General features: G+C 61.9%; 12 protein-coding genes. 2 read left to right on the top strand and 10 right to left on the bottom strand.

The annotated features are described in order from the left end of the window. Positions 1-4 precede the first annotated feature (4 nt). From C6558_RS14460 to C6558_RS14440, 5 genes are all read right to left on the bottom strand, one after another. Entirely contained in the window at positions 5-1,000 is a 996-nt protein-coding gene (locus C6558_RS14460; protein WP_107027447.1) for an aldo/keto reductase, read from the bottom strand. Further along, positions 997-2,007, bottom strand: coding sequence for a sugar-binding transcriptional regulator (locus C6558_RS14455; protein WP_057209872.1), 1,011 nt, complete (start codon positions 2,005-2,007; stop codon positions 997-999). The genes C6558_RS14460 and C6558_RS14455 overlap by 4 nt, the downstream gene beginning before the upstream one ends. A gap of 2 nt (positions 2,008-2,009) precedes the next feature. Then, the gene (locus tag C6558_RS14450) at positions 2,010-2,999 is read right to left on the bottom strand and encodes an ABC transporter permease (RefSeq protein ID WP_025429299.1); all 990 of its coding nucleotides are present in this window, start codon (positions 2,997-2,999) and stop codon (positions 2,010-2,012) included. A 28-nt stretch (positions 3,000-3,027) separates the two neighbouring features. Further along, positions 3,028-4,575: a sugar ABC transporter ATP-binding protein gene (locus C6558_RS14445; RefSeq protein ID WP_107027446.1), complete on the bottom strand. Its 1,548-nt coding sequence runs from the start codon at positions 4,573-4,575 to the stop codon at positions 3,028-3,030. Positions 4,576-4,641: 66 nt separating this feature from the next. Further along, positions 4,642-5,670, bottom strand: a complete 1,029-nt coding sequence (locus C6558_RS14440) for a substrate-binding domain-containing protein (protein ID WP_025429301.1) — start codon at positions 5,668-5,670, stop codon at positions 4,642-4,644. 233 nt (positions 5,671-5,903) lie between these two features. On the opposite strand from C6558_RS14440, the gene C6558_RS14435 reads away from it, so the two are divergent. Further along, positions 5,904-6,890 carry a LacI family DNA-binding transcriptional regulator gene (locus C6558_RS14435; protein ID WP_107027445.1) on the top strand — a complete coding sequence of 329 codons (987 nt, stop codon included), beginning with the start codon at positions 5,904-5,906 and terminating at the stop codon, positions 6,888-6,890. A 79-nt stretch (positions 6,891-6,969) separates the two neighbouring features. On the opposite strand, the gene C6558_RS14430 is transcribed toward C6558_RS14435, so the two are convergent. Genes C6558_RS14430 through C6558_RS14410 form a run of 5 tightly spaced genes read right to left on the bottom strand, consistent with a single transcriptional unit; the run spans position 6,970 to position 11,994 of the window. Next, entirely contained in the window at positions 6,970-8,235 is a 1,266-nt protein-coding gene (locus C6558_RS14430; RefSeq protein WP_107027444.1) for an ABC transporter substrate-binding protein, read from the bottom strand. Positions 8,236-8,257: 22 nt separating this feature from the next. Further along, a complete protein-coding gene (locus C6558_RS14425; protein WP_057219202.1) occupies positions 8,258-9,094 on the bottom strand; it encodes a carbohydrate ABC transporter permease in 837 nt (278 codons plus the stop codon). Then, positions 9,091-10,005: a carbohydrate ABC transporter permease gene (locus C6558_RS14420; protein ID WP_057219204.1), complete on the bottom strand. Its 915-nt coding sequence runs from the start codon at positions 10,003-10,005 to the stop codon at positions 9,091-9,093. The genes C6558_RS14425 and C6558_RS14420 overlap by 4 nt, the downstream gene beginning before the upstream one ends. Then, positions 9,998-11,161 carry an ABC transporter ATP-binding protein gene (locus C6558_RS14415; RefSeq protein ID WP_107027443.1) on the bottom strand — a complete coding sequence of 388 codons (1,164 nt, stop codon included), beginning with the start codon at positions 11,159-11,161 and terminating at the stop codon, positions 9,998-10,000. The genes C6558_RS14420 and C6558_RS14415 overlap by 8 nt, the downstream gene beginning before the upstream one ends. Continuing rightward, on the bottom strand, positions 11,158-11,994 hold the full coding sequence (locus C6558_RS14410) for a metallophosphoesterase (protein ID WP_057219289.1): 837 nt from the start codon (positions 11,992-11,994) through the stop codon (positions 11,158-11,160). The genes C6558_RS14415 and C6558_RS14410 overlap by 4 nt, the downstream gene beginning before the upstream one ends. 433 nt (positions 11,995-12,427) lie before the next feature. Here C6558_RS14410 and C6558_RS14405 point away from each other — a divergent pair, with 433 nt between their 5' ends. After that, positions 12,428-13,516: an ABC transporter ATP-binding protein gene (locus C6558_RS14405; protein WP_057221900.1), complete on the top strand. Its 1,089-nt coding sequence runs from the start codon at positions 12,428-12,430 to the stop codon at positions 13,514-13,516. Positions 13,517-13,545: the final 29 nt, after the last annotated feature.

The raw sequence follows: 13,545 nt of genomic DNA, 5'->3' as shown, positions 1-13,545 counted from the left end.
TCCGTTACCTATCCATGTGAGCGAGCTTCGCCGCTATCGCTTCATCGATCGCCGCGAGGTCCTGGCCGTCGAGCCGGATTGTGCCTGCACGGGCGTTGTCGAGCGCCTGCGCCGGATTGCGCGCGCCGCACAACGCAAAGGTCACGCCGGGCTGGGCAAGCGTCCATGCAATGACCGTCTGGGCTATGCTGGCCGCATGCTTTTCGGCGATGGGCCGTATCGCCTCGGCAAAGGCCGTCGCCTTCTCACGGTTACCGACGGAGAAGCGCGGGTTGTCGCGGCGCTGATCGTCTCCGGCAAACACCCGGTCCGGGCCGACGGTACCGGACAAGAGGCCCAGGGCAAGCGAGGAATAGCTGAGCGTGGCGACACCGTTGGCAGTCGTCAGCGGCAACAGTTCCGCCTCGATCTCGCGATCGATCATGCTGAAACGCTCCTGGATCGCGTCGAGGCGGCCGGTGGCGATATAGGCTTCCAGCTCGGACCGGTCGACGTTGCTGGCGCCTATCGCGCGGATCTTGCCGGCATTCTTCAGGTCTTCCAGCGCCCGCACCGTCTCCTCGATCGGCGTGGTCGGGTCCTGCCAATGGGTGATGTAGAGGTCGATATAGTCCGTCCTGAGCCGTTTCAGGCTCTCTTCGACCTCGTGAACGATGGCGTCGCGACCGAGGTAGCGATGAACAGGCTTTCCGTCCTGGTCGAAGAAATGACGCCCCTTCGTCGTATGCCAGACGAGGCCGCATTTGGTTGCGATCACCGCCTTGTCGCGGCGGCCGGCCAACGCCTTGCCGACGATTTCCTCCGAACGCCCGAGACCATAGGCGGGAGCCGTATCGATCAGGGTCACGCCGGCATCGAGCGAGGCCTGGATCGCGGCGATCGACGAGCCTTCGTCCGTTCCGCCCCACATCCAGCCGCCGATCGCCCAGGTGCCGAGCCCGACGGCGGATGCCTTGACACCGGTGCGGCCGATCTCGCGCGTCAACTGTTCATTGCTCATGCCGAAAGTCCCTTTTCGCTTGCCATGGCAAGGATGCGCTCGCCGGTCGCCTCGTCGGTCACGAGTGTATCGAGATGCCTGCCGCGCAGGACGCTGAGAATGGGGCCGGCCTTGTTCGGCCCGCTCGCCACCCCGATCTTGGTCGGGATCGACGCGAACTCGTCGAGCGTCAGCGAGACGAGCGAGCGGTTGAGGCTGTAGTCGCAGACCCGTCCCTGGTCGTCGAGCAGGTGCGCAAGCAGTTCGCAGCTTGCGCCGGAGCGTTTGATCGCGTCACGATCGGTGCTCGAAGACGGGTGCAGGTCGTAGTAGCTCGAATCGTCGGAAAGGATCGAGCCGATGCCGACGATCGCGACCTTGGCTTCCCTGGCGCGCTTGAACACGTCGGCCACCGAGCGCATGTTGATCAGCATGGCGCGCTCCGCGGCACTGTCGGCAAAGAGCGGCGCATGGATCTGATAGGACCTGCCGCCGAGCCGATCCGCCAGGAGGGTCGAGACGTGGTTGACGTCGGTGTAGTGCTTGCCCTGCACGCAGCCGGTCGCCGGGATCACCTCGACATCCAGGCGCCGTGACGGGTGCAGACCGGCAACGACGGCGCTGACGCCCTTGCCGCCGGTGATGCAGATGGTGTCGCCGTCGGCAATCTCTTCCATCAGCAGCCGGGCGGCAGCCTCGCCCACCGCCTGCAGCGCCGTCTGCTGGTTGTCCGACACGGTCGGAACGACGACGGCACGGCTGATGCCGCCAAGCGCCAGCAATTGCTCCTCCATGTCGACCAGCGGCTCGACGGGAGACTTGATCTTGATTTCGACCAGGCCGAGCTGGCGTCCGCGCTTGATCAGGCGGTTGACCGTCGGCTGCGAGATGCCGAGGCGATCGGCAATCTGCGACTGCGTCAGGCCTTCGAGGAAGTGCAGCACCAGTGCCTGATGCATCTGCCGGGCAACGACGAGTTCCTCGCGTGCACTGGAAATGAGGTTCTGATTGGGCTTGGCGATCGGCATGTTCAGATGGCCTTCCGCTTGTGCAGGAAATGATCGATGGAGACGGCGGCAAGCAGAATGCAGCCCTTGATCATATCCTGCCAATAGACCGAGACGTCGAGCAGGATCAGCGAACTGGTGACCACCGACAACAGGGCGATGCCGAGGATGGCGCCGAGGATCGTGCCCGAGCCGCCATTCAGCGACGCCCCGCCGATCACCGCAGCCGCGATGATGTTGAGCTCCATGCCGACGCCGAAGGTGGGCGTGGCAGCGCCGAAGCGCGACATGTAGATGACGCCGGCGACACCGGCGAGTGTTGAGCAGAGCACTGTCACCCAGAACTTCACCTGCTTGGTCTTGATGCCGGAATAGAGCGCCGCCTTCTCGTTGCTGCCGGTGTAGAACACCTTGCGAAATGCGGTCGCCCGGCGCAGCAGGAAGTCGAACAGGATCACGACGGCGACGAAGATCAGGATGACATAAGGCACGCCATGGAAGGTGCCTTGGCCGACGGCTTTGAACGATGCCGGCATGGTGAACAGCGACAGCGGTGTGCCCTTGGTGATGACCAGGCAAAGCCCGCGCACGATCACCATTGCCGCAAGCGACGTGATGAAATGGTTGAGCCCGACCACGGTGACGAAGAAGCCCATTATGGCGCCGATGAGGCTGCTAGCGAGGATCCCGAAGAGCGAGGCCGTCCATGGATCGACCCCGGCGAGGAACAGCGACCCCGCGAGCACCATGGCGAAGCAGACGACCGAGCCGACTGCGAGATCGATACCGCCGACGATCAAGAGGATCGTCATGCCGACAACGACGATGCCTTCGACCGAGAAGCTCATCAGCATCGCGCGCATGTTGCCGAAGGTGAGAAAGTGTGGCGAGGCAAAGCTCATGACGATGCCGAGCGCAAGAATGATGGCGATCAGCCCAGCCTCGCGCATTGTGCCGATCCGTCGCCAGGCCGGAACCTGAACCTGCGTTGCAACCACCGTATCGACTGCCATTTCCGCCTCCCCATTCCGTCTGCTTGTTTCAGGCAACATGCTCGGCCGCCTTGATTTTCTGTGGTTCGCCGTGCTGCCCGACCCCGGAGGCAAGGCGGATCACCGCCTCCTCCGTCATCTCGGCCTCGCCGAGTTCGCCGGCAATGCCGCCCTCGCGCACAACCAGCACCCGGTCGCACAGCCCCAGAAGTTCAGGCAGTTCCGACGAGATGACGACGATGCCGATGCCCGAGCACGCGAGATCGCGCAACAGGCGGTGAATTTCCGATTTGGCGCCGACGTCGATGCCGCGCGTCGGTTCGTCCATGAGAATGACCTTCGGCCGCACCGCGAGCTGCTTGGCGATGGCCACCTTCTGCTGGTTGCCGCCCGAGAGCGACGATACCGGCATGGCGATACCGCCCATGCGCACGCCGAGCCGCCGGGTGAAATCGCGGGCGAGGTCCGCTTCCGCCTTCGCGTTCATCAAGCCGAGCGGCCCGGTCAGCGTCTTCAGATCCAGCACCGAAATGTTCTGAGCGATCGACATGTCGACGAACACGCCGGAGCCCTTGCGATCCTCCGAGAGGTAGACGATGCCGGCGTCGACCGCGTTTCTGTAGTTGCCGATCGTCTGCTTCTTGCCGTGCAGCAGCACGTCGCCGCGAACCTTCCGGCGCAACCCGCAGATCGCCTCGGCGATCTCGGTGCGGCCGGAGCCGATCAGCCCGCCTATCCCCAGAATTTCTCCTTTGCGCAGGTCGAAGGCGACATCATGAATGCGTTCGCCGTCGCTGAGACCCCGAACCGACAGGATGACCTCGCCGGACTGTTCGCCTTGTGCCTGCTTCGGCGGATAGAGCTGCGTGATCTCGCGGCCGACCATGCGGCGAACGACATCATCGGGCGTCACATCGGCAATGTGCTCCGTCGAGACGTGGCGGCCGTCGCGAAAAACGGTGACCCGGTCGCACAGGCTGAAGATTTCGGCCATGCGATGGCTGATATAGATGATGGAAATGCCTGCGGCCTTCAGGTCGCGGATGATGCCGAAAAGCGCTTGCGCTTCGGCCTCCGTCAGCGCCGCCGTCGGCTCGTCGAGGATCAGCACCCGGCAATCGAGCGTCAGCGCCTTGGCGATCTCGACCAGCTGCTGGCTGGAAATGGTAAGGTCGGCGACCTTGCGGCGCACGTCGATCGGCGCCAGCCGGTTCATCACGGCTTGCGCATCGCGGGCAAGCGACGCGTAGTTCATCAGCGGCGAGCGCCGCCGGTTTGTCGCGGCCATGAACATGTTTTCCGCCACCGTCGCGTCCGGGCAGAGCGCGATCTCCTGGTGGACAAGACCGATACCGAGCGACTGAGCTGCGGCCGGCGATAAGATCTTCGTCGGCGTGCCGTCGACGAGGATTTCGCCCTCGTTCGGCTGCAGCACGCCGGCGATGATGTTCATGAGCGTGGATTTGCCGGCGCCGTTCTCGCCGCAAAGTGCATGGATCTCGCCCTTTTCGAGGTTGAAATCCACATTGGTCAGCGCCTTCACAGCCCCGAAGTGCTTGGTGACGTTGCGGACCTGAAGGACCGGCTGCGATATCATCGCCTTCTCCACTCTCAATCGTTTGACCGGCTATCCGGACATCCGGATAGCCATGTCAAAAGCCCCTTACTCGTCAATGCCCTTGGTGCCGCGGCGCTTCAGGTACTTGTCCCAGTAAAAGTCATCCGCATTGGCGGCGGTGACGATGGAGAGACCGTTGTCGACGAAGGGAATGCTCATCGGGTTGAAGCCGGAACGCTTGGCGTCGTTCATCGGGTCGATGAGGTCTGGGTGCTTGGCCAGCCACAGCAACATGAAACCCATATAGCCCTGCATGCCCTGGTTCGGGTTGATCGAGCCGAACACTTCGCCGGCCTTGATCATGTCGAGGATGTTGGCGTTGACGTCGGCGCACATGACGAGAACCTTGCCGCCGCTTTCCTTGCTGGCCTGTGCGGCACCGATCGCCGAGTTGGCTTCGGGCATGAAGACCGCGCCAAGGTTCGGGTTGGCCTGGATCAGGCTCATCAGGCCCTGATAGGCCTTGTTCGGATCCTGGTTCGAAGCGGCGCGGCCGACGAGTTTCATGTCGGGCCACTTTTCAGCCATGCGGCCGACGAAAGCGGCGATGCGCTTGTCGTGGTTGTCCTGGCCGGGGTTTTCCAGAACGGCATATTCGCCCTTGCCGCCCATCTTCTCGGCGATCGCATCGGCGGCATAAACGCCTTCGCGGGTATTGTCCGAGGTGATGAACGAAATGCGCTTGGAGAGCGGCGAGTCGGCGGCGAAGGTGACGACCGCGGTGCCCTGGTCGATCGCCCGGTTGATCGGCTCGATGAACGGATCCGAGTTCATCGGATGAACAAGGATACCGGCCGGGTTCTGCGCCAGCGCCTGATCGAAAGTGGCGATCTGCTTGTTGACGTCATATTCCGGGGTGCCGGTATATTCGGTCTCGCAGCCGAACTGCTGGCCGGCCTGCTTGAACATTTCATAGACCGGGAACCAGTATTCGACGCCCGAAACCATGACGTTCATGACGTATTTTTCGCCGGGTTCGCAGCGAAACGGGTTGGCCGTCTCCGCGCTGGCAGGGCCAGCCAGAAACGTCGTTGCAATGACCGCCAGTGCGGTCGAGCTCAAAAAAGTGCGCAAGCGTCCTCCTCGAGGCCAAAGCCCCTCCCAAAAACCAATCGTGCCGTCAGAAATGACCGCTGATGTGTGAGTTTGCCGGAACTCCTCCTCGACTTCCGACTGTGGTGATTAAAACGACGACCAAGGCTTCTGTCAATATAATTCATGGCATGAATAATAATTCATGCCAGTTCTGCAGTGGGTGGCGCAATCGGTTCAATTTCCTGTCACGGATGTTCGCTAGACACCGGCAAATGGCAACCCTTCAGCAAATCGCCTTTCAGGCCGGCTGCTCGTTGGCAACCGTGTCACGCGTCCTCAACGGCGAAGGCCCGGCAAGCGACGAGATGGTCCGCCGGGTCCGTCGCGCCGCAGCCGAGCTTGGCTACCGACCGGCGACATCGACCGCTCGAGGGACGAGCCGCAGCAGTCCCGTGGTCGGCGTGCTCGTCCCAAGCGTGACCAACCCGGTGTTTGCCGCATCGCTCGCTGGCATCCAGCACCGCATGCATGCGGCCGGCCACGGAGTATTGATCGCCCAATCAAACTACGATCCGTCGCTGGAGGCAAAGGCAGTAAGCGCCTTGCTCGAACAAAGGCCGACCGGCCTCATTCTTACACTGTGCAATGCACAGACGAGTGAGGTGCTATCAGCGGCCCTTCCGCCAACAGTGTTGCTCAACAATCTGCCGGTCCCGCGTTTTGCCGCTGCAGTCACAGTCGACAATCATCGTGCGGGCCGAGAGATCACACGGCATGTCCTGCAAAGTGGACACGCCCGAATCCTTTACGTCTCCGGCCATTTCGCCTCCTCTGATCGAGCGCGGCTGCGCTACGAGGGTTACAGGGCGGCAATGAAAGAGACAGGCCTCGCGCCGCTGGAAAGCGTGGAAATCCGGTTCGTTGACGGCTATGAGCACCTCGAACTCACCACCGCGATCGAACGGCATCGGCCAACAGCGATCATCGCCTCCAACGATCTGCTGGCGCTGGGCGTCATCAGCGCCCTCAGGCGCGAGGGCCTTTCGGTGCCGGGCGACGTTTCCGTGGCCGGCTTCGACGGCATCGCCATCGGCCGCCTGATGAGCCCATCGCTGACGACGATGACCATGCCGGACGGCGACATGGGGGTGGCCGCCGCAGCCATGTTGCTTGATATCGCCGAGAACGCCTCGCAGTCCCGCCATCTGCGCCTCGGCCATCGACTTTACGTCGGTGAGACGGTGCAGCAATTGCGCTAGGCGAAACTGAGATCACCACCCCGCAAAATCTCGCGGGATGGTCTCGGTTTCAACGACCAAGTGGGCCGATTGGCGCCGCTTAGCTGCGCGGAAGCAGCCCTTCCACTTCGGCCGCTGCATCCTCGAGCGCCTCCTGCGGCGTCGCAGTCTGCTCGACGACACGCGAGAGGTTCTCGACGATCGACTGCGTCACCTTCACTCCGTTGGTACCAGGAAAGGCATACCATGGCATCATCCGCGGCATCTGCTCGAGGCCTGCACGAAACAGCGAGTTCTCCTTGTAGAAGTTGGCGAGATATTCGGGCGACGCTGCGGCCAGTTCATTGTTCGGCACGTAACCGGTGCCGGGCACCACCACCGATGCGCCATAGGGGCCAGCGGCGAACTTCGCAAACTTCCAGGCCGCCGCCTGCTTCTCGGCGTCGCGGGTGAGGATGACCACCGCGTTGCCGCCCGTCGGCAGCGTGCCGTTTTCCGGATCGATCAGCGGGATGTGCGCGGTGCGCAGGTCGAACTTGCTACCGACATTCTTGATGGTGTTGCGAAGGGCGCCCGTGGTCTGGAAGGCAAAACCGACCTTGCCGGCAACGAACGCCTGTTCGCCGGCCTGTTTGGTCAAAACCGGAAGGCCACCTTCCTTGACCATACGATCAAGCACCGCGATCGCCTTCTCGCCCTCCGTGCCGTTGAATGCAACCTTGCTTTCGTCTTCGTTGAGCATGTGACCGCCGGCGCCGAAAAGAAGTGCGGAGAACATCCAGTCGTCGCCCTGCCAACGGAAGTCGATGCCTTCGTTGCCGTCGCCGAGCGCCTTGATCTTGCCCCCGAGCGCGATCACTTCGTCCCATGTCTTGGGCGGGCTGTCCGGGTTGCCGCCAGCTTTGCGAACGAGGTCGGCGTTGTAGTACATGATCGGATTGGAGGTCGCGAAAGCGAGACCGACCTGTTTGCCGCCGACCTGGGCGAGCTTCAGGATGTTGTCCGAAAAGCCCTGCTCGGCCATGTTGCCGTCCTTGGCGAGGAACGGGCCCAGGTCGACTGGAATGTCGCGCTCATTGACCATGCGCAGGCGATTCAGCCCGATGAACGTCAGGTCAGGCATCTCAGCCGTGCCGGCCTGGCGCATGATCGTCTGAATGCCTTCTTCATAGGTCGCCGACGGATTGGCGAAGGTAATCTTGACGTCGGGGTTTTCCTCCATGAACTTCTTCGAAATCGTGTCCATCACGTCCTTGAAGAAGCCTGGCATCGGATAGTGCATAGTCAGCACCGTTTCGGCATGAGCCGCAACGGTGAAGGTCATTGAGATCGCGGCGGCCGCGAAAAGCTGCTTGAACTGCTGCATGACGTACTCCTGGTTGGACCGGTCAGCCTTTAAGCCCGGTCATGGTGATGCCCTCGACAAAACGCTTCTGTGCAAGCAGGAAGGCGGTGATGAGAGGAAGGGTGATGATCAGAGTGGCCGCCATCAGCGCGCCGTAGTCGTCGCCTGCTTCGGCCGCTCGGAAGTAGAGAAGTCCGAGCGGCGGCGTAGCGTAATCCTGGTTGGTCACGACGATCAGCGGCCAGAACAGATCGTTCCAATGGGCAACGACCGAAAAGATCGCAAAGGCGGTAATCGCCGGCCAGGCATTGGGCACGACCACCCGAGCGACGATGCCGCCTTCCGACATGCCGTCGAGGCGTGCCGCCTGGATGAGATCGTCCGGGATGGCGCGGAAGAACTGCAGGAACAGGAAGATCGCGAACACCGATATAGAGAACGGAGCGACGAGCGCCAGATAGCTGTTGAGCACCGACAGCCGGTCGAAGGCGACATAGAGCGGCAGTGCCGTCGCGTGGATCGGCACCAACAGACCGATCATGACGAGCACCATCATCGTGCGCGCCGCCCGGAACTTCAGCTTGGCCATGGCATAGGCGCACGGAATGGCGACGACCACCTGCACGACGAAAATGAGAGCGCAGACGATGACCCCGTTCATGAGCAGCGTCCACATCGAGACCCGCGAAAGGGCCTTCGAGAAATTCTCGATGTAGGACCATTGCTGCGGAATAAGCGATAGCGACGACGAGAAGATCTCGCTCTGCGCCTTGCCGGCGGTTGAGATCATGAAAATGTAGGGAGCGAAAAAAATGAGCGCCCCGAGCGAAAGGACGGCGAGCCGCATGATGCGCCCCAGGGAAAGCGAGGTCGTGATCATGCGTAGTGCACCTTCCGGTCGAGGACGCGGTATTGCAGGAACATCAAGGCGACGAGGATGGCCAGGAACACGACCGTCATCGCCGAGGCGTAACCGACCCGGAGATAGACGAAGCCCTCCTGGTAGATGGTGAAGAGCAGCACTTCCGACGCCTTGTTCGGGCCGCCTTCGGTCAGGGTCTTCACCGTCTCGAACACCTTGACAGAATTGATGATGCTGATCGTGGTGACGAAGAGCGTCGTCGGTCCGAGCATCGGCCAGGTAACGAGGCGAACGCGATCGAACCATGACTTGGCACCATCGACCTCCGCTGCCGCATAAAGCTCGCGGGGGATCGCCGTAAGGCCGGCCAGAAACAAGACCATGTTGAAGCCGACCGATTGCCAGACGCCGATGATGGCAAGGCCATAGAGAACCGTTCCAGAGGCGCCGAGCCAGTTCGGGCCGGCGATACCGAAATAGGCGAGAAAGGCGTTCACCGGGCCGATCGTCGGATGAAACAGGAACTGCCAGACGGTGGCCATGGCGACGAGCAAGGAGGCCACTGGCAGGAAATAGACGGTGCGGAAGAATGCCCTGCCGCGGGTCTCGGCTTCGATCAGCATGGCGATCGCCAGCGCCAGCACGATCGATACCGGAGCGACAATGACCGTGTAGACGGCGGTATTCCAGAGCGACCGGCGGAAGGTACGATCACCGGCAAGCTCGGCATAGTTCTCAAAGCCGACAAACCGGAAGCCGGCATAGCCGAGCTCGAAATCGGTGAAGCCGAGGACGATAACTGCCAGCGTCGGCAGCAGGATGAACAAGAACAGGAGCACGATTGCCGGCAGTGCCAGCAGCCAGGCGATGCGCGCCTCGCGTGCGGCCGGCTCGACGGCAGTATGATCCACGGTCGCGACGCTAGACATTGGCCGTCTCCAGACTGGCGGCAACTTCGATCGGTCGTGCCGCCATGCGCTCGCCGCCTTGGCCGAAAAGCATCACGCGATCAGGCACGACATCGAGCCCCACCGGTCTTCCAGCCGACAGTGCCGCCGCCTCGGAAGGTGTCGATTTACTGGTAATCGTCTCGCCGATCGCGTCGAGACGGGCATGGACGATGACCTCCGAGCCCAAGAACTCCAGGCGTTCGACGCGAGCACGCAGCATGCCGCCTTCGTCGGTGCGGAGCCGGGCGAATTCCGGCCGGAACGCGACCATGACCGGCGTCTCTCCGGCGCGGCGTTCGCCGGCCAGGACCAGTCCGCCGAAACGGACGACACCAGAGGCATCCATGCGGGTCTCAAGCACGTTGATCTTCGGCTGGCCGAGAAAGCGCGCAACCTCGATATGAGCCGGGTTGTCGTAGATCTCCCTGGGGTCGGCCAGTTGTAAGAGGTGGCCACCGATCATCACCGCTACACGGTCGGCCATCGACAAGGCTTCCGACTGATCATGCGTGACGTAGAGCGTCGGCACGCCGGCGCGGCGATGCAGATCGACGATTTCGCCGCGCGCGTGAACGCGCAGGTTCGCGTCAAGATTGGAGAGCGGTTCGTCCATCAGGAACAAACTCGGCCGCCGGACCATGGCCCGCGCCAGCGCCACGCGTTGCCGCTGACCACCCGACATCTGCCCGGGCTTGCGGGTCAGCAGGTGATCTATTTTCAGCGACGACGCCATCTCGTTGACCTGACGCGCTATGTCGGCGCGGATCTGCCGCTGACCCGGCAACAGATTTCCAATGAAAGGCAGACGCTGCATCGCGGTCAGCCACCGCATGGCGAGCGGAACGGCAATGTTCTGACCCGCGGTCAAATGCGGGTAGAGCGCGTAGGATTGAAAGACCATAGCAATGTTGCGATCGGCGGCCCGCACCCGCGACACGTCGCGACCGGCAATGGCGATATTGCCATGATCGGCGTGATCCAATCCCGCCACAATCCGCAGAAGCGTGCTCTTGCCGCATCCGGATGGCCCGACAAGCGCAATAAACTCACCCGCTTCCGCCTCGAAGGCAATGTTCTTCAGGATGGTGTTTCCACCATAGGATTTGGCGATACCTCGAAGCGAAAGCACGCTCATCGAACCGCCTCCACGAGCGCCTTTGCGGCGCGCGGATAGACCTCTTCGATCACGTGATCGAGGATATGCGTCGTCAGCCCAGGCACGGCGACGATCTCGCTCGAAACCTGGCGGCCCTCGAAACGATGCACAACCGCGCCCACCAGCCGTTCACCGGGCATCTCGCGCTCAAGGGTATCGACGATAAAGGATGTCGGCGGAGCCCATACGAGGGATGTCCCGTCATGCTCGCCGGTCCAGGCCCAGTGAAGGTGGCCGCTGGCGTGAAGCGCGACATTGCGGCCGGCCATCAGGTCGAAGAGCCGCTGGCGTTGACGCGGCCGCACGCTCCAGTAGCCGGTGTCGCCCTCGCCCGGATCATCGACGAAAAGCGGTTTATGCGCGAAGATCGCGACCGGGCAATCCCCCGCGGTCTGCAATTGCTCTTCGAGCCAGCCGAACTGCCGTTCGTCCTCCTCGTCATCGAAGCCAAAGAGCTGACTGTTCAGGCCGATGAAACGCCAATCACCACGGTCGGAGGACCAATAGTCCGGGCCCGCGTGGGCTCTCCAGCGGGCAAGACGGACGGGATCGACCGGCTGGCCTGAGCCCGGCAGATGCCCGACGTCATGGTTGCCCGGCACCATCAGCACTGGTGCGGAAAGCTGCGCCATCAGTTCCACAGCAAAAGTGATGTCTTCGAGGTGATCGGCTCCGTCGATCGTCAGGTCGCCGGTATGGATCACCAGATCTGGCGCCGTCGCCTCGATCCATCGGAAGACAGGCTCCCAGTTGTCGGTGAAATGCGATTTCGACGGGCTGAGATGCGTATCGCTGATCTGGATGATCTTCACGGAATTCGGGCCTCCGACCATGGTCATTGCGCATGTCGTCCGGAAGCCGTGTCGCTCCCGTTCGGTGCTTAGGTCGCACTGTTTAGGGAGCTGTCTTGTCAGTTTGGTAACAGACGTTCTCAGCTGTTTTTCAGTTTCTCCATGAAAGCGTCACGTTCCGACGTCCATGCGCGACCGTGATGGCGGGTGGAGGAAAAACGGACTGGCTTCTCGCCAAAAGGCGCGTGGTGCCTGTGCTCAAAAATTCACATGATCGTATACAATAATTGGCGAATATTGACGACAAAAGCTCATTTCGTGAGCAGAAGGTTGTTGCGCCGGATACTGCGGATTCGGCGGTTACACTAGATTCCTAAACGAAAATATAGAGTTATCGTCGCCGCACGAGATTGGCACGTTTGATGCTTCTTCCCTGTCATCAGGAGAAGCCATCATGCCGAAAGCCGCCGAAATCGATATCGTATCTGTTTCCAAGATCTACGGCGCGACAACCGCCGTGCACGCCATCAGCCTCAAGATCCCCGCAGGCAGCTACTGCTGTTTTCTCGGGCCGTCGGGCTGCGGGAAGACATCCACGTTGCGCATGATTGCCGGCCACGAGAGCATTTCGTCCGGCGACCTTCGTCTCGGCCATGTCGTCGTGACCGATTTCCCGCCGGCCCGCCGCAATACGGCGATGATGTTCCAGTCCTACGCCCTGTTTCCTCATCTCGACCTCGTCGACAATGTCGCCTTCAGCTTGAAGATGAAGGGCGTCGACAAGGAAACACGCCGGGCCAAGGCGCTGGCCATGTTGAGGCTGATGCAGATGGAGGCCTATGCCGGCCGTCGGCCGGCGCAGCTTTCGGGCGGACAGCAGCAGCGGGTGGCACTCGCACGCGCCTTGATCACCGAACCGGAAGCTCTGCTGCTCGATGAGCCATTGTCGGCGCTCGATCCATTCCTCAAGATCCGCATGCGGGCAGAGCTGAAGAAGCTGCAGAAAACGCTGGGCATCACCTTCGTCCATGTCACGCACAGCCAGGAAGAGGCCATGGCTTTGGCCGACCTGATCGTGGTGATGAACGATGGCCGCATCGAGCAGGCGGCAGCGCCACGTATCGTCTTCGAGCAGCCGGCAACCGCCTTCGTCGCCCGGTTCATGGGCGACCACAATGTGCTTTCGGGCCGAGTGAGCGCCATCCGTGACGGGATCGTCGAGATGGAGGCGGCCGGTGGCCCGAGGTTTGCCGTTCGCGACATCGCACAGGAAATCGGTGCGCCAATCGACATCGGCATCCGCACCGACCGCGTTCGCCTCGAGCCTGCCTCGGAAAAGACCCTCGGTTTTCAGGCGGTGGTCTCCAACATCGAATATCGCGGCGCTTCGGTGAAGTTGACCGTCAGTGGCGCCGGCAGCGACGACTTCACAGTGATCGTCAGCGATGCCGACTATTTCAACAAAACCGTGTCGGTCGGCGACGCGGTGTCCCTGAGCTGGGCCCTGGAGGATGTCGTCCCCCTCGGTCGCCTTTCAGCATGAGTGACCAACCATCAAAAAAAGGGGAACTG

This window comes from Ensifer sp. NM-2, from assembly GCF_003024455.1.
Lineage (GTDB): Bacteria > Pseudomonadota > Alphaproteobacteria > Rhizobiales > Rhizobiaceae > Ensifer > Ensifer canadensis.
Note: the sequence above shows the minus strand (reverse complement) of the source record. Positions and strands in the feature narration are given on the sequence as shown.